Here is a 23,530-nt window from a genome sequence, read left to right as displayed (position 1 = left end):
ACTTATATGTCCACGCGGAACTGTTCCGCATCTTTGTGCTTGAAAGCAATACCCAATCCCGGGCGCGACAGATCGGGGTGCAGGGCTCCTTGCATCGGTTCTCGAAATCCATCAAAGAACATGCGCTCGATACGAACGTGATCATGAAAATATTCCACGTGGCGTAACGGACGGGCGGCACAAGCAAGGTGCGTATGCAACGCTGGCGCACAATGTGCCGACATAGGAAGCGGGTGCGCGTCACAGAGTGCTGCTACATCTATAAAGCCAGTCACGCCTCCACAGCGCGTTGCATCGGCCTGAAGAACATCGACCGCCTGCGCATCCAGCATGCGTTGCAAATACATTGCGGTAAAACCATACTCGCCTGCGGCAATATCCATTCCCGAAGGCCCTTCAGTCCGCAACAGGCACAAGCCCGCAAGGTCGTCGGAGCTTACAGGTTCTTCAAACCACGTCACTCGGTAGTCCTCTGAAAACTTCTTCGCGAATCCCATGGCCTGCTTGCGCGAGTACGCGCCATTCGCGTCAACAAATAACTCGGCATCATCGCCGATAGCTTCGCGAGCAACAGCAACTCGGTGCAAATCCTCTTCAGGATGAGTTCCTATCTTCATCTTCACGCGCGGTATTCCCTGCTCTACCCAACCGCTCAACTGCTCTTGCAACTGCGCATCCGTATAGGTCGTGAATCCACCGGAGCCATAGGCTGGCACGGAATCACGCATCTGCCCCAACGCCCGAACGAGTGGCTGCCCCATCAACTTCGCCTTCAGGTCCCACAGGGCGACGTCCACCGCGGACAGCGCAGTGGCCGCAACTCCCTCGCGCCCATAGTTACGCTGCTCGTAACGCATCTTCATAAAGATGGCATTGGTATCGAATGGATCTGATCCAGCCACAGCCTTGTCGATCAAATCTCTGGCAAGCAAAGCTGCAGCCTTGTGGCTGTAGGTATAGCCAAGACCTGTGACATCGCCACACTTCAATTCCACAAGAATAAGCGTGGTGGAATTCCACGCAAAAGTTCCGTCACCTTCCGGTGCGTCCGTCGGGATGACGTAGGCGCTCACGGTATCGCTACTAATCTGAGCAGAACTATTCAAGGCATGCCTATACGAATCGCCGGACGGTCGCCCATCCCGCGATGCTTAATTACACAATTTGCCTAACAGTGTCATGTGCTGCAGTCAGCGCAATGCGAAGACGGTTCGGTTCGCCCTTCGCCAATGCTTCCGTAAATTTCAATGCTTGCTTTGCAGTGATTTTGGGAGGCAGCATCGCCGTTAATGGATCAACCACGCACTCAATGATCACCGGACCAGACATCGCCAAGGCCTCATCAAACCTCGCTCCTGCTGTTTTCTGCTCGTCGATACGAATACCTTCCGCACCGACTGAGCGTGCAAGCGAGACGAAGTCAATGGGAAGCAAGTCGCACTGGTATTCGGGGTTACCCTCAAAGACCATCTGCTCCCATTTAATTTGGCCCAACGTATTGTTCTTGATAATGACGAACTTGATAGGCAACTTATAGGTCACCGCGGTGATGATCTCGCCCATCAGCATGGTGAAGCCGCCGTCGCCAATCACTGCAATCACCTGTCGATCTGGATATGCAACCTGAGCCGCAATCGCGTAGGGCATACCGCCCGCCATGGTCGCCAGGTTGCCGCTGCATGAATGCTTTTGTCCCCGCTTCGCGTGCATGTAACGTGCCCACACGGTAGTGTTTGTACCGCTGTCACTGACGATAATCGCGTCTTCCCGCGTACGCTTGCTCAGTTCGTAACCCACCACCTGCGGCTTCATGGGAGAAGCGGGATCTGTACCTTCCGCTTCAATGATCTTGTTCCAATCCTTCATACCGGTCTGAGCCTGCTCCAGGAACTTGCGGTAGTCATTGTGCCGCAACAGCGGCAACAGCTCACGAAGGGTCTTCCTGCTGTCACCCACGAGACCCACTTCGGTCGGATACCGTAGGCTGATTCGTTGTGCATTCGCGTCAATCTGCACGCACTTACAATCGCCGGGCTTGGGCAGATACTCCATGTAGGGATAGCTTGTGCCGACCATGAGCAGCGTGTCGCAGTTTTCCATTACCTCTTGTGAGGGAGCCGTTCCAAGAAGGCCAATTCCGCCTGTTGTATATGGCGAATCATCTGGCACGGTTGCCTTCCCCAACAACGGCTTCACAATGGGTGCTCCCAGCAGTTCAGCGATCTGCAACAATTCCTCGGTTGCATGCAATGCCCCGGCTCCGGCAAGAATTGCGATGCGTTTTCCGGCATTCAAAACAGCAGCTGCAGATTGCAGGTCGCCTTCGACCGGCTTATTCCCTGCGATCGCATAGACGGCATTGCTGTGATGGGCCACGTTGCGCTCAGAACGCTGTGAACTTTTCACTTCCATCATCTGGGTGTCGATGGGAATCGTCACATGCGCTACGCCACGCCGAGTGATCGCCGTGCGGATTGCCAGGTCCATGGTTGACTCAACATGCGTGGGACTCATGATGCGCTCGTTATAAACAGCAACATCAATAAAGACTTTGTCCAACTGCACATCCTGTTGACCGAACGAGCCGGTAACATCCGTGAACTGCATACCGGTGATGGCCAACACGGGTGCGCCGTCTAACTTTGCGTCGTACAAACCATTCAGCAGATGGATTCCGCCAGGTCCGCTCGTTGCCAGACACACACCGATCTTTCCGGTGAACTTCGCATAAGCGCAGGCCATAAACGCAGCGGATTCTTCATGCCGAACATGGATGAAGTTGATCTTGTCCTGCTTCTTCCGAAGCGCTTCCATCACGCCGTTGATGCCGTCGCCGGGCAGCCCAAAAATCGTATCCACACCCCAAGCGATTAGCCGTTCTACCAGTACGTCCGATGCATCCACGCTCAATCACCTCGTCGCCAAAATGGATGATGAGTTACATCGCCGCGTTTTCTACAGGACGACCGATGGCGTTAAATCGCTTCTGAACCTGATGATCGTAATCGCCAGCGTGTTCCGAAAGCTCCAAGGTTCGACGAGAGGTAGCCAAGATAGGTGGCGGAACCTGATGTGCCTTTTTGCGGACCGCTGCTCGGTATCTACTTCGCCTGCGACAGAGCCCGGCAGACGTCGTTGGTCCAACTAAGGCATTATGTTAGTATCCGTTAACTCGAATCCCGTACCATGAGACGTGACGAAACGAGACGTTTCAACGGACGGCTCGGCAATTGAGGGATCGGCCCCGAATGGCCTTCAACAATTCCTGAAGGAACTCGGACCCGGCATCATTACCGGAGCTGCTGACGACGATCCTTCCGGGATATCGACTTACTCCGTTGCCGGGGCGTCCTTTGGATACGCGACGCTCTGGACGGCGCTGCTCTCCTTCCCACTGATGGCTGCTGTTCAGTTCATGTGCGCCAAGCTGGGCATGGTGACAGGCTGCGGTCTGGCCAGTGTGATTCGCAACCGTTACCCGCGATGGGTTCTGTGGCTGTCTTGCTCGCTGGTCATCATCGCGAACATCTTCAACATAGGCGCGGACTTGGGCGGCATGGCCGACGCCATGCAAATGATGACCGGTATCCCTTCGTATTACTGGACACCGCTCTTTGCAGCCGCAATCGTCGCCCTTCTTTTCTGGACGTCGTACCGCCTGATGGCCCGGATTTTCAAATGGCTAACGCTTGTTCTCTTCGCATACATCATTACTGCGTTCCTCGCCCATCCTGACTGGCGCACAGTTGCCCATTCGACCTTCGTCCCACACATTGAATGGAGCAAGGCCTACATCGCCGTGTTGGTTGCGATCCTCGGAACCACGATCTCGCCCTATCTCTTCTTTTGGCAGGCGGCGCAGGAGGTGGAGGAAGATCGTGCGCATGGAAAAACCACGGTCGCACAACGAAAGGGTTCTACCGACGCAGAGATTCGCTCGGCGAGGCTCGATGTGGTGACGGGCATGCTGCTCTCCAACGTCGTGATGTACTTCTTGATCCTGACAACGGCTGCGACGCTGAACGCTCACGGTCATAAAGATATCGAGACCGCTAAGCAAGCGGCGGAAGCGCTTCGCCCCTTGGCTGGCGGAGGAGCATATTGGCTTTTTACCCTGGGTATGATCGGGACGGGGATGCTTGCGGTCCCAGTTCTTGCCGGCTCGTGCGCCTACGCAGTCGCAGAGGGTGCGAGATGGAGAGCGGCATCGCTGAACCTCAAACCCCAGCTCGCTCGGAAATTCTATGGAATTATTGGGGTCTCGATCGCGGTGGGTCTCGCGCTGGACTTCGCTCATTTGAACGCAGTGATGATGCTCTTCTGGTCAGCTATCCTCAACGGCCTTTTGGCACCTCCCCTCGTTGTTATGGTTGTCCTGCTCACAAGCGACAGGAAGGTGATGGGCAACCGGACGAACACCATCGGCATGAAATGCCTTGGTTGGACGTGCGCCCTAATCATGACCGCCGCTGCCATCGGCCTCATCGTATCTTCGATGTGATCGACGGCACGTAGTCGTTAATTGACCGATTGCGGTTTCCAGTAAGTGAAGCGCTCCATCCGGTCCAATTCTGCATCTCACCATTGGTTAAAACGTAACTAGATCAACCGATGGTGACCTGACATGGCATTGAAGACAGTACTTCTGGATGAATTGCGCGATATGTACAGCGCGGAAAACCAACTCGTGAAGGCTCTACCAAAGCTCGCGAAGGGCGCGAAAGATAAGGCGCTCAAGGCAGCTTTCCAATCGCATCTGGAAGAGACCAAGGGCCAAGTCTTGCGGCTCAGGAGCGTCTTTGCATTGCTTGGTGAGAAACCGACTGGCCAACACTGTAACGGCATGGAAGGCGTGATTGAAGAGGGTGCAGACGCCCTGGAGAAGGACGAAGAAGGGGCTTCCTTCGACGTGGGAATCGTCGGTGCCGCGCTCCGTACGGAACATTACGAGATCGCGGGCTATGAGGCGTGCATTGCGATGGCGCAGGGACTGGGCGAGCGCAAGATTGTGTCACTGCTGACGGCCAATCTGCGGGAGGAGCTCGCAGCCGCTAAGAAGATCACGAAGATCGGCGTACCGCTCATCAGAAGGTCTTCCACGGAGCCAGAGCCGGAGCCAAAACCCAAAACGGGCAAAGAGAAATACTCCGCGAAGAAAAGCAAGGAAGACGAAACCAAGGCCTCACGAGACCTATAAATTATCGGGGTTTCACGCAACTATACCGCGCCTATATGTGCGCCAGAAAGTAGACCGCCAATGTCCGAACCGATAGCGAGTTCCTATTCTTCGACGACCCACGGACAGCCCGAAGCGAATGCTTCCGGCGTATCGTGGTCCGCGGTTTTTGCTGGGGCCTTCGTCACCGCTGCCCTGGTTCTGATTCTGCTCGCTCTTGGAGCCGGCCTGGGCCTTTCGTCCGTCTCACCGTGGTCGAACACCGGGGTCTCGGCGTCGGGCATCGGACATTCGGCGATCATGTGGCTGATCGTGATGGAGATTCTGAGCTCGGCGATGGGCGGCTATCTGGCCGGAAGGCTGCGCACGAAATGGACGTCAGTCCACACGGATGAGGTCTACTTCCGTGACACCGCACACGGCTTTTTGGCCTGGTCCACCGCTCTCGTCGTGACCGCAGCGTTCTTGGCTACGGCCGCGACGACCATGGTCGGAGCGTCCGTATCTTCCAAGGGTGACGCAGAGAAGGTTTCGGGCTCCGCTTACAGTTCTTTCGCATACTTCGTCGATAGCTTGTTTCGGAATTCCGGAGCAAAGACAGATCCCGTCGGAAATGCAATCCGTTCTGAAGTCGCTCTCATCTTTGCGAACGGATTGCAAAAGGGGAGCTTGCCCACGGAGGATCAAGCCTATCTGGAACAAGTCGTTTCTACTCAGACCGGAATATCACCACAGGATGCGAAGCAACGAGTTTCCAATGCATTTACGAACGCACAACAATCCGCTGACGAACTTCGGAAAGCAACTGCCCACTCGCTTCTATGGACATTCCTGGCGCTTCTTATCGGAGCCTTCAGTGCCAGCTTCGCCGCGACGGTCGGCGGGCGTCAGCGCGACCGTGTAATCACCATCTAAGGCGGTCCAACGGCTCGGAATTTCGGAGGAAATGAAATGCGCTCAATTCTATTATTGTTGCTCGGTGTTCCCATCCCGATAGTGCTCCTGATTGCACTGTTCTCTCGCTAGTTCCATCAGACAGTTCCGTGACGGCGCACCAAAGCTGCTCCTTCGGCACACGCTGAGGGAGCTGTCAGGAGGAACTCGCGTATCGCCTGCAATGTTCCAGATAAGCCGCTTCGTGGTCTGCAATTAGCGAAACTACACTTGACCACAACCAGTTCCGGGCATCCAGGCTTTTCGAGTGTTGTTTCTCCAACTTGGCGAGCCACGATTGGCGCGTCTTGCGGTTCATCTGCCGACCATGAGCTTTGCCCACGATTCCTGCGAGATAGCGAGCCGCCGCCATAGCTTCTTGCTGGGTCAGGCGATCGAGATCGAATTTGAGGTCTTGCGGCATTAGCTCGCGCATAACAAGATTTTTCCCGAGAAGCGGGACTGCTAACATTCGTTGGCCTAGGTTCGGAGAGAGATTCGACGCTCCCGTCACCACTCTCTCCGCGTCGTTGCGGATGGTCATTTCGACCTTCGGTGCAGCAGCACAAGTAGCTTCCTTAAGGTCAATCAGGCAGTGGGTTCGGTCGGCTTTCTTGCCAATGCTGAGAAGAACAGCAAAGCGGAGTCGACCGAGCGAACTGCATCCCTTCATCCAATAGGCAGCGTCCACTACGGATACTTTTGATCCCGGCCTGCGGCCTTTGAATGCCAGAATTTTCGCTACAACCGTTTCATCACGAAACAGTTCATCCATCGCGACGCGCTCCTGCTCTTCCAACATCCAGAATCGCTTTCCGAGGGGGATCTGGGGTTTAACATCCTCGATCCTTTCTTCAGCAAGATGATGCCAGCGACGGCGGCGTGATTGTTCCAGTACGTTTCGGATGGGAGCAAGATCGTCACTGTTGGCTTTGATGGTTGTGTTCGGAGCGACGAGAGCCCGTTCGTAACCTTCGACCATCTGTTCCATCATTTTGACGACAGTGACGCCCGGCAGATCGGACCCGCGTGCTGCCGTTGCCAGCGAGAGCGCTAACCGCACTAAGTCATGAGCAGGGTTTCCGACAACCGTCTGGTCCAGATCGCGAATCTGGATTTCAATTTTGCCGTCCGAATCGGACAGCGGTCCAATATTCCCCACGTGGCAATCCCCGCAGATCCAGACCGGCGGGCCCTCCGGAATGCTCTTGGCCGAATCCTTTTTCAACCATTCGTAAAACTGGAGCGTGTTTCCGCGAACATAGGCGTGGGCAGACTGAGCCATCTTCGCCTGACGATTTGCGTTAAGAACCTTCGACCGATCTCGGGGCTTGATGGAAGACGCGACTTGAGCCATCAGTTAGTTCTACAACAATCATCAGTGAAATGCGGAGGGGTGCTGGCGAGCTTGAGACGATCGGCCCTTGGTAGCAAATTACTCGTCCGCATGGGAGATTCCTCCGCTCTGCCCAAGGCAGATTCCGACATATTCCTAGTTGGGATAATGCATTGCCTCATCTTTTTCTGCGATGAGGAGTTGAGTAACGCAGAGAGTTTTCCCATTCAATTAAAGCTGGGCGTCCTCTGCTTGCGACGATTCTCGATTTGGACCACCCCTACGATGCATGACTTCAACGCTACAAGCGATCAGCGCCTTTCTGTGGCGCGCTAGTGGTGGGATAGGAATCTAGGAAAGGATTTTATAAACTCAATGTCTTATGAAGGCCTACAACGTCCTTGTTATCGACGACAACCGTGCCCGGTGCCAGGGACTGGCGGAGTTACTCACGCTTCAGGGTTTTGAAGCTTATGCCGAATTCGGCGGAACAGAAGGTATCGCTCGCGCACGATCTCTCCGCCCTGATGCAGTGTTGCTGGATCTGCATATGCCGGACATGGACGGAGTCGAAGTCATGACCATGCTTCGCGACGATCCATCCATGCAGAGCGTCGCGATCATACTTCTGACGGCGGAAGGCTCACCCGTTTCCACTCACGGCTCCGACGCTTTCCTTACCTTCCCGTTTGAGACAACAACGCTCACGTCAGTGTTGTTGGGCTGCATCATGCGGCGAAAACAGACCAAATGATCTGAACCTATGCGAACAGCCCATTTGATCCAGGCAAGGCGCCAATGCAGTTGAGAGCTCTCCCAAGCGATTCCAGATCGCGCTCCGCGTGGCACTGGCGCAGGTAAAGTTCCAACTCCGCATAGCGCCTCGCAACCTCCACATGCTTTACAAGTGGTGCGGGGCCCAGAGATCTGCCAAACCGTTGCAAGATATCAGTACAGGCCGCCTCGATGAGATGCCGTACTGTGAGAGCTCGAATCATTGCCGGTTCTGTGGGCATAGCATCGAAATGTCCTGCTACTCCAGTCAGCACATACTCCATCCCTATAACTGCCGCACTCATGGCACCCAAGTGGGCCATCGAATGCGGTTCATCTCGTCTTTTGGAAAAGGCATAATCGACAAGCCCCGCGGCACCTCCGGCCCATGCTGCGGCCGGACCACACGCTCCCTGCCAGAAACCCACACGCTTGGTGTACCAATCGTCATCACCGACAATCGACACGATGGGAAAGTGATCAAAGGTTAGGGACGCAGTGTGCGTCATCCGAAATGCTTCGGTCTTCCAGCCATCTTCTCGGATCGTTAATTGTGAGGGCGCTGAGTTGAGATCGATTTCTACGATGACAGGACCTGCTGTCACAAGAGCGCGATCCACGAGGGTGGCACCACTGCAAAAGTCCTTCTGACCGTGAAGCATCCCGTCGCGCAAAGAAAGAGGTTTACCTGGAACCTCACTAGCCCAAACGGCATAGGCAATTCCCTGCTTTGGCTCCTGACCAGCCTCCTCAAGAATCGCGACGGCGTCCCAATGGGCCTCAATTAACTTCGCAAGACTCAAATCTTCCCGCCCTGCAGCAAAAATCGCATCATGGCGAACCGCAGTCTTTCCAATCCCAGGCCGAGCTAGACGGACATCCGTTAGCGATCGAAAGCGATCGATAAGATGCTCACCCGTCATGCCGCTACCATTTCATTGTGTGCGGCAAGTGCGCCCGCAAATCCCATCGGCGCTCGCCCCACTCGACGACCGCTTGTGATCACCTGCAGACTGGCATCGCTCAGGCGTCGTGCACCGCAATCAGCCAAGCGACGCCAAAGGTCGTGGTCCTCAGCCGTCATCAGAGGACTCCATCCTCCAGCCATCTGATAAACGTCCGCTCGAACACCCAGATTCGCACCGTGAATATGTGGGTGTGTCCCGTCGGGTTCGATTCGATAAGATTTCCGAAATCGTTCCTCAACAAAGAAAAGATGTTCGGAGAAGTCACGCACATCAACGATGCCTGCAACGGCTTCAAATCCCCGTTGCGCGATGCGAAGTTGGTCGACAAGCCATGTTGGCGAGACCTCACAGTCTGCGTCTGTGTTCGCAATCCAGCAGCAGCTCAATGGCCCAGTGTACCGACCAAGAGCCTCCGTCACAGCGAGCGAACGTGCAGCGCCTACACACGCGAGATCGATCTCCAATACCAGACCATTGCCGCTTAAGAGGTCTCTCGCCACCTTTGCCGTGTCATCGGTGGAACTATCCGCAATGACGATAACGTCGGAAGTCACCTCCGACGGCAGCTGGGCTTGTGCTGTGGCAACAGAGCGAAGGCAACACGGAAGGAGTTGCTCTTCGTTACAGGCCGGAATGATTACGGCAAAATGCCATGCGATAGCAGGTTCAGTAGGCAGTCTCATGTTGTTCGTATCCATCGGTCCAAACGAAATCCTTCATAGCAGCTACTCAGCGTGCCCACGAGCAGAGGATGCGATATCGCTTCATGCACCTCTTGCCCGCGCTGTACATGATCTTCAGATTCCCCAAGCCAGTGACAAGCAAGCACCACTGTTCCCGGCCTCATAGCGTGAACCATGTTCTCCACCAATTTCTGCCAAGCGTCGGCGGTGAAGTAGTAGCCGATCTCGCACAGCACGATGAGATCGAACTTCGACCAGGGTTGACTTCCGGTGAGTGATGCACAACGCACCGTTACGCCCGGAAGATCACGGCAACGTTCTCGCGCCACATCCACAGCAGTGGCTGAAAAGTCGCACGCATCGACCGTCTTGCAGACGGAAGCAAGCTGCTGAGTGAGTACACCAATGGAGCAGCCTGGCTCATATGCATGTTTATAAATACGTCCCTCGAGTGCCTGCATAACGACTCGGTAGCGACTGAGTTCATACTCCGAGGTCGCAAACCTCCAAGGGTCAAAATCGGGGGCTTGCCGATACTTGTTTTCAAAGAAATCTGCGCTTGATGTCGAGGGTGTACTCATGCAGAAAGGAAGACCTCGAAGTCCCAATAAATCGGGGCAATAAGACGGTCATTCAAGATAGGATCGCCGGATTCGCTCTCGAACTGCGAACGATGCTGGCCAATGGCTTGTGCCTTCGCTGCCCGAGCATCGAAGGTGGGGATGAATCTCCGTAACGGCAGTCCGTCCAATGTCTCTGGAGATCCACGGTGCCATGTCCAGAAAAAGTAGGATATCAACGCAAGTCCCTTTGCTTGCGCAACAGAACACGCTACATGGGCACATGCAACGTGATCAGGGTGAAAGTCTCCTTGCCACGGAGCAAGGATTGTCATCCCTGGCTCTGCAACCTCCATGACTCTGCGTTCCAACTCGGAGCGCTGTCCCATAAGGCCGCTGTCCGTTAGGCGCAAACGTATCACCGAATCCGGTTGCACACCTAACAGCCCCAAAGCCTTGCGTTGTTCGCGCTCGCGAATGAGGCCAAGATCGATTCGGCCTGCCGGAGGAAGGTCATATGCATTCTCCCCATCCGTCGCTGCAACGACGATCACTCTCGTCGCTTGCGCGGACAGAGTGGCAATCAGAGCACCCGCTCCGAGGGTCTCATCATCGGGATGCGGAGCGATCACGAGAATTGGCCCCGTCGGCAGATCAAGAGGCCTTAAAGTACCAAGATTCTCGCGCCAAATCCGGTCATCAGTAATCGGCACAATCACGCTGTCTGTGATGCGCTGAGATCGATCGAACGTCGCCTGAAGTGCTCTATCCAAAGTTGAAGTGTCTACCCAAGGTATGGCAGGCTCAGCGAAACCATTCCATCAACGCATGGGCTTGCAGATCGTTCCCGGGTGTCTGGAGGTTTCCGAGAATAAACCCACTCCGTCAGTTACGGAACTGATTCGGATCGAAATCAGATGACTTTGCTTCAGCGATGTTTCCCAACTCGCCCCTACTTGCTCCGGCTGGTTTTGATGATGCGAAAGCCTGTTTGGGGCCTTTGCAGCCAAGCAACTTGTATTTCTTGCCCTCGAGTCCGTGATAGTTCACAAAGAACGTCTCCGGTTCGCGAATCCACTTCTTCGGGAGATCGGATAAGGTTTGATCTTTGCGTATTGATGGGTCGATTCGGATACCGCAACTAGCCTGTCGTTACGAAGCCTCTTCTTGCCGTCAACCTGTTCGCTCACGATCACGCCGATGAGGCGAGCTCTGACGGCGACTCCAGGAAACGCTGGCTCATCCATGAGAAGAAGCACGTCCACCGGATCGCCATCGCCTCCCTCGGTCCCGGGCAGAAAGCCGTCATAGGGGAAGACCATGCCGGCTGGAAGAACGCTCTTGAGCGTGAAGATTTCCTGATCGGGATCAAACGCGAACTTATTTCGACTTCGTGCGGGAGTTTCGACGATGACTTGGATGCTTTGGCCTCCGTCTGGAAGCGGTTTCAATTTGGTGGGATTCGCTAAGGGATTTCATTGTCGTCTCCGAAGGAATCACGATCTGTCTTCTGTAGGATGCGCCCTTGATGCGCCCCGAAATCCCCAACCGACTCCGGATGTAAGGCGCCGTTCTGCTCCCGGAGATGTGGGCTATTTGCTCGGGAGTTCCTTCTCCGACAATCGTTCCACCTTCTTCACCCGCGCCGGGACCAATGTCGATGACCCAATCGCTCGCCGCGACAACGTGCATGTCGTGTTCAACGATCACCACCGAATTGCCCGCAGACACAAGTTCGTTCAATTGCCGTAGCAGCCGTGTTACGTCCGCAGGATGGAGGCCTGTGGTTGGTTCGTCGAGAACGTAGATCGTGTTCCCGCGGGTGGCACGCTGCAACTCCGTCGCTAATTTCACGCGCTGGGCTTCTCCGCCGGAGAGTTCGGTCGCAGGTTGTCCCAATCGGAGATAACCCAATCCGACCTCGTGTAAGACTTGCAATGAGTGACGGACGGATGGGGACGTGTCGAAGAATACGATTGCATCATCGACCCTCAGGTTTAAAACCTCTGCGATGTTCTTGCCGCCCCAGGTCACCTCGAGTGTTTTGGCATTGAAGCGCGCACCGTGGCAGGTCGGGCACGGTGAATATACGCTCGGTAGAAAAAGTAGTTCGACACAGACCTGCCCTTCTCCTTTGCAGGTCTCGCAGCGCCCCTTCGTCACATTGAAAGAGAAGCGGCCTGCATCATATTTCCGTGTACGTGCCAGCTTCGTTGATGCGAAGAGTTTTCGGACTTCGTCGAACAGACCGGTATACGTGGCGATGTTGGAACGCGGCGTTCGTCCAATTGGTCTTTGATCGACGCGGACCAATCGACGTATACCTTCCATGCCGGACAGAATTCTTCCCTGCGTTAGAACCACTGAGGGGTGTGCAGCGAGAGCGTCGTCTTCCTCTCCATCCTCAATTGGTTGGCCGAGATGCGCCGCAATGAGATCCACTAGAGCCTGGCTGACTAGGGTGGATTTCCCCGATCCAGACACACCAGTGACCGCCACCAGAACATCAAGCGGAATCGATACAGCAACCTGGTGGAGATTGTTACGGGTCACACCTTCCAGACGTAGCCATTGTTTTGGGTTTCTTCGTGCAGCTACGGAAGCTGCGGCGTTCGCAAAGAGATGCTTGGCGGTTTCGGAGCTGCCGACACCCTTTAGTCCTGCTAGCGGTCCACTGTAGAGCACCTCACCACCGTATGCTCCGGCTGCAGGCCCGACATCCACAATCCAATCGGCAGCCCGGATGACGTCCACTTCGTGTTCGACGACGAAGAGCGAATTGCGCTCTTCTTCAACGCCGCGAGTGCGTGGAGTAGCGTCTCTGTGTCGGATGGATGCAGGCCAGCCGATCGTTCATCCAGCACGTACACAACACCAAAAAGATTTGAGTGCAACTGTGTCGCAAGTCTGAGCCGCTGAAGTTCTCCGGGGGACAGTGTCGGTGTACTTCGCTCCAAATCCAAATAGCCGAGACCGAGTTCGATCAATACCTCGAGTCGACTCACGACATCCTGCGTGATGCGTTGCGCCGCGGCTGCCTTTTCTACGTGCTTGGCAAAATCATTCGAACTCCCCGTAGTGAAGGGCTGCAGGATCGTTGCCAATTGTTTTAGCGGCAGACGGCTCATCTGCGTAATGTCCATGCCTGCGAATGTCACATCCAGTGCGTCCGTTCGGAGCCTCTTGCCGTGGCACAAAGAACATTCGCTGCTGAGCATGAACTGCGCGACTCGCTGTTTCATCATGGCACTCTGGGATTTTGAGAAGGTCTTCATCACGTAACGCTGGGCGCTGGTGAAAGTGCCCATATAACTCGGCTCTAGCTTGCGTCGTAATGCTTGCTGAGTTTCAGTGGGCGTGAACCCTGCATACACTGGGACTGTTGGTTGCTCGTCCGTGAACAGAATCCACTTCCGTTCTTTGGCGGGAAGCCGTTTCCACGGTGTGTCGACGTCGTAGCCTAAGGAGACGAGGATGTCACGTAGATTCTGCCCCTGCCACGCAGTAGGCCACGCAGCAATGGCACGCTCGCGAATCGTCAACGATGGGTCCGGCACCATGGATTGTTCGGTCACCTCGTAGATGCGGCCGGTCCCGTTGCACTTTGGGCAGGCCCCCTCAATCCGATTGGGTGAGAACGATTCGGCATAAAGCATCGGGCGGCCGGCCGGATAGTTCCCAGCTCTTGAATACAACATGCGAAACAGGTTCGAAAGTGTCGTCACACTTCCAACCGAAGACCGCGTGGTGCCACTTCCTCGCTGTTGTTGCAGAGCAACGGCTGGGGGAAGACCTTCGATGGAATCAACTTCGGGAATGCTCAGTTGATGGAAAAGCCTACGAGCATAGGGCGATACCGATTCCAAATAACGCCTTTGCGCTTCGGCATACAACGTTCCAAACGCAAGAGACGATTTGCCCGATCCTGAAACGCCGGTAAACACGACCAACGCATCTCGCGGAATATCCACGTCGACATTCTTCAAGTTATGTTCGCGCGCACCTCGCACGCGAATCATTCCGGTTGTCTGTGCGCCTTCTGCTCGACTCCGAGCGTCATTCATAAATTCATAGGATGCAACGTACCACCCGTGCGCCACCTCAACGATTCGGGAAGTGCTATTCCACCGCATGGAAGGCACCAGCATTGAGTGAGAGCCCGTGGCAACATCGTTCGGGCGAGTTCGCATCCCTTGCTGCATGAAACTCACTCCGGTTGTATTCTTCACCGCTCTCGCGTTGTCGGCTTCGGCACAGACGATGCCGAACCCACAGCGTGATAGTCACACCGTCAACGTAGTGCTGCCAGCGCCGCTGACCGCCACGCCGGAGAATATCGGGAGACTGAAGCTGCCCGCGGGTTTTCATATCGCCAAATTCGTCGAAGAATTGGATAGTCCTCGGGTCGTCGTAGTTTCCGAAGCTGGAAACATTTACGTCAGCAGCCGCGATGCGGGAACAATCACGATGATAGATGGCAGAGGTAAGAAGAAGAAGGTTCTCGAACTGGAAAATGTGCACGGCATGGTGATCCATGCCGGCATCCTGTACTACGTCACGATCAAGCAGGTATACGCCGCACCGCTCAATCCCGACGGAACGCTCGGGGCATCGAAGCTTCTGATTACGGACTTGCCGGACGCTGGACAACATGTGGATCGGACGCTCGCGGTGGGACCGGACAACAAGCTATACGTCTCGGTCGGGAGTACCTGCAATACCTGCGAGGAACGGAATCACATCAACAGTACGATGCAGCGTTACAACCTGGACGGTAGCGGTCGAGAGACCTTTGCCACCGGGCTTCGCAACACGATTGGATTCAACTTCAAGCCCGGCACCAAGGACTTGTATGGGTGGGACGATGGCGTGGATTGGATGGGTGATCAGGAGCAACGTGAAGAGTTGAACGAGATCGAACAGGGCAAGGAGTACGGCTGGCCGTACATCCTTGGCAACGGTCTCAAGAACCTTTATCTCACACCACCCCATGGCGCCACTCTCGATCAATGGGCCGCGAAAACAACCCTTCCAGTTTTGACTTGGAATGCCCACGCGTCCGGCATGCAACTGATCTTCCTCAAAGGAACGGGGCTGCCGTCCGATTTCGACGGGGATGCGCTGGCCAGCATGCACGGCTCATGGGGAGCCAACCCACCCAGCGGCTACCAAGTGGTTCGCATTCATTTTGAAGGTAGCGTCGCCAAGACAATCACGCCGTTTGTCGATGGCTTTCTGATGCAGACCCAAGGTGGTAGTGGATGGGCTCGGTTTGCTCGCCCCTTTGGCTTGGCGCAAATGGCAGACGGAAGCGTCCTGCTCGGCGATGAGCAGAATGGGATTCTCTATCGAATCACCTATTCGCGATAATCCCCGAGAGTCCTAGCGGCCCTGCCGCTCGCTACTCAAGCGGCGGCAGAATGCCAAGACGTGTAGCACCTGCGGGCGCCTCAATAGAAGTGAGGCGCCCTTCTCTTGCAGAGCGATAGATCGCCTCGATGATTCTTTGATCTTGCAACCCTTCCTCACCACCTGTGCGTGGCTGCTGATTCTGCAGGACGCAAACAGCCATGTGATCCATCTCGAGGGCAAACTGATCTTTCTCCTCAATCGCTGGATGTAGTTCGGTGTCTTTTCCGTCCATCAGTTTCGTGAAGCGAAGCTTTGAACCGTGATATCCGAAGGCTGGATCCACCTCGGCAAAGCCATCGGTTCCCTCGAGCCGTAAGAATGCCGAGCGATGCACGTCATACCCGCTTGTGAATGTTGCGGTCATACCGCTTGGAAACCGTGCGATCACTTCGCACCGCGCTTCGACCTCTTTGAAACGAGGATCGTCTTTGGGCTGCACCAGAGTTGCGATTACCTCGTTCGGCTCTTCTCCCGAGAGGAAACGACTTGCATTCAAGCAATAAATCCCAACATCGGGTAGCGCTCCCCCGCCAGCTAGTTGCTTGTTGAGCCGCCACTGCGTTGGATCGCCTTCATTCTGCGAATTTGAAGCCACAATGCTGCGTAGCTTTCCTAGCTTGCCCTCTCGCACTGCCTTTTCCAAAGCCCGATTCATCGGCTCATATTGCTGCCTATACGCGATCATCAACTTCACGTTCCCTCGTTGACAGGCAGCGATCATCTCTTCACACTGTGCGGTGCTGTTTGCCATCGGCTTCTCGCAGAGAATGTGCTTGCCGATCTTTGCCGCGCGAAGTACGAACTCGTAATGCATTCCATTTGGCAACACGATATAAATCACATCCACACCGGACATTTCTTTCAGTTTTTCAAAGCCGGCGTAATCGGTGATGTGACTCACGGCAATGCCGTACTGCGCCGCAATTTTGAGCGCCTTCGGACGATCTCCGCTCACAAGAGCAACTGGCTTGCAGTAGTCACTTGTTGCGAACGCCGGCAGAATCTGATTGAGCGAAAGACGTCCCAGCCCAACAATCGCAAAGCCCACGCGGCGATTCACGGGCAGGAATGGCCCCGGGGCCTTCTCTGGAGCCTCGGTTGCAGCATGAATCTGCGATAACTGGACATCATTCGCCTCATTCGGCTTCTGCGCTTGGCCACTCGCGCTGGGTACCACCGCTGCCATGCCCGCAATCGCCGAAGAAGCAGATCGCAAAAAAGCACGGCGAGAAGAAGAAGATACGTCGACGAAAAGATCCCGCGGAGTGTCCATCCACCATGGGATGCCAGCTCATAGCCAGACAGATGGCGATCTGGTGCTCTTGAGACGATACGAACGCACGTCACTTCGGGCCGCTCATCGTCAAACCCGCCTTCCAAGACTGTGCTGTTCATGAATCTTTTGCTCGCCATCGTACCGTGGGTTGAGGTGTTCAACTCACAAGAAAATCTTCTGCAGTTATCTGGAACTGCGACAAATGCTCGACTCTGCCCCGGTCTATCGGAGGCTCGTTAGGCGGATTATGATCCTCCCAGATTGCTTATCTAGACTGCTTGCCGCGCATCTCGTTTTCGAGGATAATTACTCTCGAAAGCGAGATTTGCTATGGCAACCGCTGCTTCCCTTGTCTTGCCCCGAATCGCCGGCTACGATTTCGAATCGGGTGCCGATCTTAGCAATACAGCCGAACGAGCGGAGCTTTCGTCCGCTGCCATCAAAGCGTTCCTGAATCTCCGGAAAAAGTGGGGATTGAATGAAGAGGACTCTCGTTCCCTTCTCGGAGGTTTGGCGTCGTCGACTTTCCACGCATGGAAGACGAACCCGAAGCGTACGCTCGATCAAGACACGTTGACCCGAATCTCACTGCTGATCGGAATCTATAAGGCCCTGAATATCTACTTTGGAAAACCCTGGGCGGATCGTTGGATCACTCTTGCGAATCGTGGACCGGTCTTCGTGGGACGCACACCGCTCGCCTACATGATTCAACGGGGCCAACCCGGAATGATCGAGGTGCGGCGGATGCTGGATGCATGGCGAGGTGGCCAGTGACACCTCCACTCCGGAAGATCGACCGAAGTGGAATGCATCGTTTACTCCCCTCGCGTTACAGCGAAGCGGGTACGGTTCTTGATGATCTGGCTGACGATGACGACATGCTCCAGAAATTGATCCGCCTGGATGGAGCGACGAATGACCGGATCCAGGGTGAACAGTTCGGACTTCCTGGGATTAGCACTTATGAGTTGGTCTACGGGATTCCCAACGCTCACATCGTCCGCGCAGCATTCCTCCATCCGAGTCCGAACGGAGCACGCTTCAACGGTCCGGACCGAGGTGCGTGGTACGCCGCAGACAGGTTGGAGACATCGGTCGCAGAAGTCAGCTATCACAAGGCCAAGCGCCTCGCGGAAATCATTGTTCCGGAAACAGCGACAGGTATCCCCGAATCTGATTCGTCGACGTATGACGACTGGCTTGCGGATTTTCACGGTGAGTTTCACGCGTTGGAGCCTGCCGCTGATTACGCAACATGCCTCGCTCCAGAACCTGTTCCGGAATGCTACGGGGAGTCCCAGAAGCTCGCGCAGACAGTTCTAAAAGAGAAGTCCAATGGCATCCTGTACCCCAGCGTACGCAAGAGGGGTGGTCGCTGCCTAGTCTGCTTTCGCCCTGCCTTGGTCTATCGCCCCCGGCGTGCCAAACGATATCTCCTCTCCTTTCATTGGAAACTGGATCATTACCGGCAAGAAGTGAATGAAGTCCCCTTGCAGCAATCCCGATAGCACTGGAAGTCTTCATTCCAGAAGAAGATGGTACGGAGTAGTTTCTGCATTTCTTGGACACAGTTGCCGGTGCGAGCACGATAGCCTGAAATCTTCGGCCTCACCATCTCCGTTTCACGCTCTCAACATCCCGTATTGTTTCTTCCCCTATCCCCGAAGTGTCTCCGAGATTCACTTGCAAAATATTTTGCAGAGTTCGTACGCTTTCCGAATGTCGAACCCCCTTCCGATCATCGACATTATCGTGACTGCATCCAACGAGACATCCATCGTAAGCGTAAGCGTCGCCCCGTCACCCCAATTGCACGACACGTCACAAGCGCGAACGTTCCAGCATGATTGGAGCTCGTTGACGGAGATTCTCGGACTATGTCGCGAAACGAAAGATTGGGCTGAAAAGAAGTTGGCCGCGAGAGGATGCGTGCATCTTGGGACCTTCGCGTACAACGCGCTTGGCAAGACGCCTTGGCTCAACTCAGAAAAGTCTCGGGGCATTCTTGAACGCGACTACTGAGTTCTTCAGTATCACGTACCTCTCAAGTAGCTCTCATCGCTCCATTGTCTTGTTTACCTCTATATGATCGGGAACAATCTCCTTGAGACGAGCGCCGGAAATGGTTCTCTCATCAAAGAGCTCGCTGCGGAACAGTTGCAAAGCCCTCAGGGATTAAAGAAGCACCGGTTGATCGCTCCTCTCGCGCCTGGCGGAAGTTATTTGCCTTGAACGGCGATGGCGATTGCGCAAGCCTTACGGAACTATTACCGTCATACCACTCAGCGGATGACAGACGAAGCGTCCTACTTACTGAGGATTTCCATGGCATCGCTGCTACCAGCCAAGTACGACCGCACATTTCAACAGCCAGTAGTATGGGCTACCAGCCTCATCTTGTTAGCCTTCCACCTTGGGGCGATCGCCGCCTTGTTTTTCTTTACATGGAAGGCCTTCTTGTTCTCCTTACTTCTTTGGTGGCTGGCGGGCGGTCTGGGTATCGGCGTGGGGTATCATCGACTGCTCACGCACCGCGGGTACAAGACTCCGAAATTCGTCGAGTACTTCCTGACTATTTGCGCGACGCTTACTCTGGAAGGCGGACCAATCTTCTGGGTTGCCACGCATCGGAAACACCATCAGAACACCGACAAGGAGGGCGATCCACACTCTCCCCACGATGGAGGCTTCTGGTCGCACGTAGGCTGGCTACTCACAGGGCAAACCATGCACAATGATGCCGCTGATCTCTTGCCTTACGTACCGGATCTCCGCAAGGATCGTTTCCACGTCTGGATTAGCAGATGGCATTGGGTACCAATGACCATACTTGGAGTCCTGCTGCTTTCTCTCGGGGGTTGGCCCTTCCTGCTTTGGGGGATTTTCTTCAGGACTGTGCTCGGCTTGCACTCCACTTGGCTCGTGAATTCCGCAACGCACATGTGGGGATCGCGCAGGTTCGCCACCGGCGACTCCTCACGGAACAGCTTCTGGGTTGCGCTCCTGACGTTCGGTGAAGGCTGGCACAACAACCACCACGCACATCCCCAGTCATCGCGCCACGGCCTGGCCTGGTACGAAGTTGACCTGAATTGGTATGGCATCTGCCTGCTCAAAGCGATGGGTTTGGCTTGGGACGTGAAGGCACGATCGCTGTCTGAGGGATAGTTTTGTCACTCAAACACTGCTGGGCCTCCCATGGAGATCTGCAGGTGGCCCGTATGCAAAAATTTCGAGAGCCTAGATAGGATCCGGAGTAAAAGAAACTACGGAACAATGGCGAACAGTGCGAAACCGATGGTGTGATCACACGATTAGGACCGTTGCTTTTCGCCTTATGCAAGTTGGGTGACAGCGCGGAGATAAGGAATGAGATGATCCTTAATTCATGGAAACTTCAATCGACCTCTCAAATCCTCTGAGCTCTGCTCCCCGTATCGCAGTGGTAGACAGATTGAATGATGGATTGGTGATCCAATTCGAGAATGGCGCGTGCGGATATTATTCCGACGCGTTTCTCTTCTCTAAACTCCCCGAGTGCGCAATGCTCAAGGAGGGAGACGTCGAGTGGTAGACACCGCGACATGAATCCGTCAGCTTGTGAAACCTGTGTCGAACTCCGCGAAGTTATCAAGGTGGCTCTTTACGAGGCGATAGCATTCACAAGCCTGCTTCTCGAGTCCCTCCCTGTTCAGAATGCGGATTATTCCTCTGGAATACGTGATAAGTCCTAGAGATTTTAGCTTTCGCGCTGTGATGGTAACAGTGGGTCGGGCACTTCCCAACATCCCCGCCAAGAACTCTTGTGACAGCTTCAAGATGTCCTTCTGGGCACGATCAGAGCAGATAAGAATCCATCGCGCAAGCCGTTGCTCATGATTGTGATGGACGTTGCAGGCTGTGGACTGCGTGGCTTGAGTCAGTTGAGCCTGCACGTAGCGAAGTGCCAGATCGTGGAAATCTCCGTGGCGGCGGAACTCCTCCATTGCTGTAGCGAGTGCTGATGAATATCCGTGGCCGGCAAGTTGCATAAACACGCGATTCAAGCTTTGCTTTGTACCCATGAGAGCAGAAACGCCAATCGCGGACTCGTAACCGAACATCCCGATCTCGACCTCGAACCCGTCCTTGAACACACTGGTCATGGATCCAATGCCCTCTTCGACAAAGACCACATTACGGATACTCTTGCCCGGGCTTTCTACATCCTGTTCAAGCTTCAGTTCTATTGAACGAAGCTGAAGTCTCCGAATCGTTTCTGGGTGTAGGTGCTGAAGTATTGTGTTCCGGAACTCCTGTCTCTGCATCGTTCCCTTCCTCTGTTCGGTTGGCCAGATGCTTAAGAAAGGAAGATATTGCAATCGCCGACTTCTCTTGAGGTGCCTACGTCTCACGAAAGCCCATGTCGGGCATTACGCTGCGGACACTCGACGTCACACTTTGTAGTTCATCTGCCTACTCGGTCCAGACCACACGCCTGTGAACTTCGGTGCGGTAACTGAAGTGTGTCTCAGTGAGTACAGGTCTGTCCGTGCGAACTCGCACTTATGGATGCGTGTTCAAATCTCAAATCGAGTGAAGTGCGTGGCATATTCTGGATTTGTAAGCGGAGTCTGCCAACGTTCGCAATGTGCGCCTGTTTTCTTACGCGACAGTCCTTTCCGAAAACAAGGTCCGTGAATCGAGAGCCACGCAGCTATCTACCTTCCGCGGCAAGTCGCCGCACGATGGCGTAGCATTCGCATGCCTTTCGCTCCAGACCTCTGCGATTAAGAACTTTCATGTCACCGCGGCTGTAACTGATGACTCCCTCATGCCGCAGTCGTCGTGCGGCACGTGTGACTGTCGTTCGGCGCGTACCAAGCAGTTCCGCAAGGACATCCTGGGTAATCGGAAAGTTCTGCGCACCCAGGCGGTCCTGCATCATGAGCAGCCATCGAGCGATGCGCTGATCAACTTCATGGTGGCGATTACACGCAGACAGTTGCTCCAAGATGAAGCTACGCCTTTGCACGTACGCAAGCACCACAGATCGCAACGGCCGATATTCCGTGAATTGAAGTTGCAACTCACCGAGCCGGCAACGGATTGCCCGGCCCTCAATCTGCACCACGGCTCTTGCAGGAGAAGTCGATTGACCCAGAAGATGAGTCGCTTCAACAAGTCCCTCTCGCCCAACCGAAAAGATTTCGACGCCATCGCCGCTCTGAAAAGAATCGACGACGGAAATGGCTCCCGAAAGAACGAAGTGCGCGTGAGTCGGAACTCTTCCCGGTTCGAAAAGTACCGTTGAGACGGGAAGGGATACCTCTTCCATGCTGGCGATGAGTGCTTGACGATAAACGCGCGGCAACCTCTGCAGAAGCTCATTCGTCGTCTGGCGCACGCAACTCCTTCGTCACGTCGCAAGAGATTGCCTAGAGAACCGGCGGCGAACAAACTTCTGACGGGAGCAGATGCGATGGCTCCGCTTCCAACCGTATGTTCGGTGTCAACAGCTGTCTGTCACTTGGCTGACTTAGTCAAGAGCACTACTGGAATATCTTGTTCCTGCATTCCCTCACGGGCAGCACGCGATCGCGCTATGTGACGAACTCAGTATCGAACTGAGCGAAGCTTTCCAGATGATTTCGAACCACTCGATAGCATTCACAGGACTCGGCTTCCAGTCCACGCTTATCGATCAGGCGGATGTGTCCGCGGCTATAGTCTATGAGCCTCTTGGCTTTGAGGTGAGCAGCCGCTATCGAGACGGTCGAACGCGTGCTACCGAGCATCTCCGCAACAAACTCTTGTGGCAATTCAAGGGTGTCTTGAGCCGCTCGTTCCGAACAGATTAGCAGCCAACGCGCTAGGCGTTGCTCATAGCTGTGAGAGGAGTTGCATGCAGCATTTTGCATGGCGAGCGTGAGCTGAGCTTGGACGAAACGCAGCATTAGTCCTCGAAAATAAGCATTGCTCTCGAATTCCACGAATGCAGTCTGTAGATTGCAGGTATAACCGGTTCCAGCGAGCTGCATGAATACGCGATTCAGACTTTGCTTAACCCCCATCAGTGCAGAGACGCCAATCACTGACTCGTACCCAAACATGCTGACTTCTACCTGCGCCCCGTTCTCGAAACAGGTGGTCATCGATCCAATGCCTTGTTCCAAAAAACACAGGCACTGAATGCGTTCACCAATGACGGCGAGATCCCGTCCCCGAGGGAGATCGACGCGATGGAGATTGAGTCGAGCGATGGTACTCGGCGGGAGACGCTTCAGCAAGGTGTTGGCAAATGTGAGGTTGTGCATTTGACCGTCCGATCATGTGCGCGGGTTTAAGGGGTGAAAGGCGTTGAAAATTGCCGAACGCAACTCACATTGCCTAAGTAACCTATGTCACATTGGATGCAAGCCGCCGGAAA

At 54.8% G+C, this 23,530-nt stretch carries 21 protein-coding genes and 1 pseudogene; 9 read left to right on the top strand and 13 right to left on the bottom strand.

From position 1 onward, the window contains the following. Positions 1–2 precede the first annotated feature (2 nt). Complete coding sequence (locus BLT38_RS05005; protein WP_231966753.1) at positions 3–1,073, bottom strand: enolase C-terminal domain-like protein; 1,071 nt, start codon at positions 1,071–1,073, stop codon at positions 3–5. A gap of 82 nt (positions 1,074–1,155) precedes the next feature. Next, on the bottom strand, positions 1,156–2,904 hold the full coding sequence (locus BLT38_RS05000) for a thiamine pyrophosphate-dependent enzyme (RefSeq protein WP_083346922.1): 1,749 nt from the start codon (positions 2,902–2,904) through the stop codon (positions 1,156–1,158). 289 nt (positions 2,905–3,193) lie between these two features. Here BLT38_RS05000 and BLT38_RS04995 point away from each other — a divergent pair, with 289 nt between their 5' ends. The 3 genes from BLT38_RS04995 (at position 3,194) to BLT38_RS04985 (ending at position 6,091) form a co-directional block, all read left to right on the top strand. Beyond that, positions 3,194–4,501, top strand: a complete 1,308-nt coding sequence (locus tag BLT38_RS04995; protein WP_197674935.1) for an NRAMP family divalent metal transporter — start codon at positions 3,194–3,196, stop codon at positions 4,499–4,501. A 123-nt stretch (positions 4,502–4,624) separates the two neighbouring features. Next, entirely contained in the window at positions 4,625–5,197 is a 573-nt protein-coding gene (locus BLT38_RS04990; protein ID WP_083344199.1) for a ferritin-like domain-containing protein, read from the top strand. 60 nt (positions 5,198–5,257) lie between these two features. Continuing rightward, a complete protein-coding gene (locus BLT38_RS04985) occupies positions 5,258–6,091 on the top strand; it encodes a hypothetical protein (RefSeq protein ID WP_083344198.1) in 834 nt (277 codons plus the stop codon). Between the two features lie 175 nt (positions 6,092–6,266). Here BLT38_RS04985 and BLT38_RS04980 read toward each other — a convergent pair whose 3' ends face one another. Then, positions 6,267–7,466, bottom strand: coding sequence for a DUF2252 family protein (locus BLT38_RS04980; RefSeq protein ID WP_083344197.1), 1,200 nt, complete (start codon positions 7,464–7,466; stop codon positions 6,267–6,269). Positions 7,467–7,827: 361 nt separating this feature from the next. Between BLT38_RS04980 and BLT38_RS04970 the strand changes: the two genes are divergently transcribed. Further along, a complete protein-coding gene (locus BLT38_RS04970) occupies positions 7,828–8,199 on the top strand; it encodes a response regulator (RefSeq protein WP_083344195.1) in 372 nt (123 codons plus the stop codon). 7 nt (positions 8,200–8,206) lie between these two features. Here BLT38_RS04970 and BLT38_RS04965 read toward each other — a convergent pair whose 3' ends face one another. The 6 genes and pseudogenes from BLT38_RS04965 to BLT38_RS21125 form a co-directional block, all read right to left on the bottom strand. Beyond that, positions 8,207–9,022: a hypothetical protein gene (locus tag BLT38_RS04965; RefSeq protein ID WP_231966752.1), complete on the bottom strand. Its 816-nt coding sequence runs from the start codon at positions 9,020–9,022 to the stop codon at positions 8,207–8,209. A gap of 116 nt (positions 9,023–9,138) precedes the next feature. Next, positions 9,139–9,870, bottom strand: coding sequence for a glycosyltransferase (locus BLT38_RS04960; protein WP_083346920.1), 732 nt, complete (start codon positions 9,868–9,870; stop codon positions 9,139–9,141). Next, positions 9,867–10,451: a class I SAM-dependent methyltransferase gene (locus BLT38_RS04955; RefSeq protein ID WP_083344193.1), complete on the bottom strand. Its 585-nt coding sequence runs from the start codon at positions 10,449–10,451 to the stop codon at positions 9,867–9,869. Before BLT38_RS04955 ends, BLT38_RS04960 begins: the two co-directional genes overlap by 4 nt. Beyond that, complete coding sequence (locus BLT38_RS04950) at positions 10,448–11,203, bottom strand: PIG-L deacetylase family protein (protein WP_172838149.1); 756 nt, start codon at positions 11,201–11,203, stop codon at positions 10,448–10,450. The genes BLT38_RS04955 and BLT38_RS04950 overlap by 4 nt, the downstream gene beginning before the upstream one ends. Positions 11,204–11,476: 273 nt before the next feature. Further along, positions 11,477–11,881 carry an inorganic diphosphatase gene (locus BLT38_RS21130; RefSeq protein WP_083344191.1) on the bottom strand — a complete coding sequence of 135 codons (405 nt, stop codon included), beginning with the start codon at positions 11,879–11,881 and terminating at the stop codon, positions 11,477–11,479. Further along, positions 11,811–14,494 (bottom strand): annotated as a pseudogene (locus tag BLT38_RS21125) (excinuclease ABC subunit A). Before BLT38_RS21125 ends, BLT38_RS21130 begins: the two are co-directional and overlap by 71 nt. 136 nt (positions 14,495–14,630) lie before the next feature. On the opposite strand from BLT38_RS21125, the gene BLT38_RS04935 reads away from it, so the two are divergent. Next, on the top strand, positions 14,631–15,800 hold the full coding sequence (locus BLT38_RS04935; RefSeq protein ID WP_083344190.1) for a PQQ-dependent sugar dehydrogenase: 1,170 nt from the start codon (positions 14,631–14,633) through the stop codon (positions 15,798–15,800). A gap of 31 nt (positions 15,801–15,831) precedes the next feature. On the opposite strand, the gene BLT38_RS04930 is transcribed toward BLT38_RS04935, so the two are convergent. Beyond that, positions 15,832–17,028: a Gfo/Idh/MocA family protein gene (locus BLT38_RS04930; RefSeq protein WP_231966748.1), complete on the bottom strand. Its 1,197-nt coding sequence runs from the start codon at positions 17,026–17,028 to the stop codon at positions 15,832–15,834. Between the two features lie 420 nt (positions 17,029–17,448). Here BLT38_RS04930 and BLT38_RS04925 point away from each other — a divergent pair, with 420 nt between their 5' ends. The 3 genes from BLT38_RS04925 to BLT38_RS04910 all read left to right on the top strand — a co-directional run bounded on the left by BLT38_RS04925 (position 17,449) and on the right by BLT38_RS04910 (position 20,289). After that, complete coding sequence (locus BLT38_RS04925; protein WP_083344188.1) at positions 17,449–17,895, top strand: antitoxin Xre-like helix-turn-helix domain-containing protein; 447 nt, start codon at positions 17,449–17,451, stop codon at positions 17,893–17,895. A 32-nt stretch (positions 17,896–17,927) separates the two neighbouring features. Further along, positions 17,928–18,629, top strand: coding sequence for an RES family NAD+ phosphorylase (locus BLT38_RS04920; protein WP_083344187.1), 702 nt, complete (start codon positions 17,928–17,930; stop codon positions 18,627–18,629). An 817-nt stretch (positions 18,630–19,446) separates the two neighbouring features. After that, positions 19,447–20,289: an acyl-CoA desaturase gene (locus BLT38_RS04910; RefSeq protein WP_083346919.1), complete on the top strand. Its 843-nt coding sequence runs from the start codon at positions 19,447–19,449 to the stop codon at positions 20,287–20,289. Positions 20,290–20,714: 425 nt separating this feature from the next. Here BLT38_RS04910 and BLT38_RS04900 read toward each other — a convergent pair whose 3' ends face one another. Then, positions 20,715–21,428: a Crp/Fnr family transcriptional regulator gene (locus BLT38_RS04900; RefSeq protein WP_047497068.1), complete on the bottom strand. Its 714-nt coding sequence runs from the start codon at positions 21,426–21,428 to the stop codon at positions 20,715–20,717. 389 nt (positions 21,429–21,817) lie between these two features. Beyond that, positions 21,818–22,045, bottom strand: a complete 228-nt coding sequence (locus tag BLT38_RS20890; protein WP_231966866.1) for a Crp/Fnr family transcriptional regulator — start codon at positions 22,043–22,045, stop codon at positions 21,818–21,820. On the opposite strand from BLT38_RS20890, the gene BLT38_RS20885 reads away from it, so the two are divergent. Then, the gene (locus BLT38_RS20885) at positions 21,935–22,414 is read left to right on the top strand and encodes a hypothetical protein (protein WP_231966903.1); all 480 of its coding nucleotides are present in this window, start codon (positions 21,935–21,937) and stop codon (positions 22,412–22,414) included. The genes BLT38_RS20890 and BLT38_RS20885 overlap by 111 nt on opposite strands. A gap of 289 nt (positions 22,415–22,703) precedes the next feature. Here BLT38_RS20885 and BLT38_RS04890 read toward each other — a convergent pair whose 3' ends face one another. Further along, a complete protein-coding gene (locus tag BLT38_RS04890; RefSeq protein WP_047497072.1) occupies positions 22,704–23,417 on the bottom strand; it encodes a Crp/Fnr family transcriptional regulator in 714 nt (237 codons plus the stop codon). Positions 23,418–23,530 lie beyond the last annotated feature (113 nt).

Origin of the sequence: Terriglobus roseus, from assembly GCF_900102185.1 — a bacterium.
GTDB classification, from domain to species: Bacteria; Acidobacteriota; Terriglobia; order Terriglobales; family Acidobacteriaceae; genus Terriglobus; species Terriglobus roseus_A.
This window is presented reverse-complemented; position numbering and strand designations above follow the sequence as displayed.

What these genes read in the sequence shown, in the direction of transcription:
- BLT38_RS04910 (WP_083346919.1), top strand. Translation starts at nt 19,447, where the DNA reads ATGGCATCGCTGCTACCAGCCAAGTACGACCGCACATTTCAACAGCCA.
- BLT38_RS04930 (WP_231966748.1), bottom strand. Translation starts at nt 17,028, where the DNA reads ATGGCAGCGGTGGTACCCAGCGCGAGTGGCCAAGCGCAGAAGCCGAAT.
- BLT38_RS04890 (WP_047497072.1), bottom strand. Translation starts at nt 23,417, where the DNA reads ATGCACAACCTCACATTTGCCAACACCTTGCTGAAGCGTCTCCCGCCG.
- BLT38_RS04960 (WP_083346920.1), bottom strand. Translation starts at nt 9,870, where the DNA reads ATGAGACTGCCTACTGAACCTGCTATCGCATGGCATTTTGCCGTAATC.
- BLT38_RS04985 (WP_083344198.1), top strand. Translation starts at nt 5,258, where the DNA reads ATGTCCGAACCGATAGCGAGTTCCTATTCTTCGACGACCCACGGACAG.
- BLT38_RS04925 (WP_083344188.1), top strand. Translation starts at nt 17,449, where the DNA reads ATGGCAACCGCTGCTTCCCTTGTCTTGCCCCGAATCGCCGGCTACGAT.
- BLT38_RS04900 (WP_047497068.1), bottom strand. Translation starts at nt 21,428, where the DNA reads ATGCAGAGACAGGAGTTCCGGAACACAATACTTCAGCACCTACACCCA.
- BLT38_RS04970 (WP_083344195.1), top strand. Translation starts at nt 7,828, where the DNA reads ATGAAGGCCTACAACGTCCTTGTTATCGACGACAACCGTGCCCGGTGC.
- BLT38_RS04990 (WP_083344199.1), top strand. Translation starts at nt 4,625, where the DNA reads ATGGCATTGAAGACAGTACTTCTGGATGAATTGCGCGATATGTACAGC.
- BLT38_RS20885 (WP_231966903.1), top strand. Translation starts at nt 21,935, where the DNA reads ATGCCGCAGTCGTCGTGCGGCACGTGTGACTGTCGTTCGGCGCGTACC.
- BLT38_RS20890 (WP_231966866.1), bottom strand. Translation starts at nt 22,045, where the DNA reads ATGCAGGACCGCCTGGGTGCGCAGAACTTTCCGATTACCCAGGATGTC.
- BLT38_RS04935 (WP_083344190.1), top strand. Translation starts at nt 14,631, where the DNA reads ATGAAACTCACTCCGGTTGTATTCTTCACCGCTCTCGCGTTGTCGGCT.
- BLT38_RS04980 (WP_083344197.1), bottom strand. Translation starts at nt 7,466, where the DNA reads ATGGCTCAAGTCGCGTCTTCCATCAAGCCCCGAGATCGGTCGAAGGTT.
- BLT38_RS04955 (WP_083344193.1), bottom strand. Translation starts at nt 10,451, where the DNA reads ATGAGTACACCCTCGACATCAAGCGCAGATTTCTTTGAAAACAAGTAT.
- BLT38_RS04920 (WP_083344187.1), top strand. Translation starts at nt 17,928, where the DNA reads ATGCATCGTTTACTCCCCTCGCGTTACAGCGAAGCGGGTACGGTTCTT.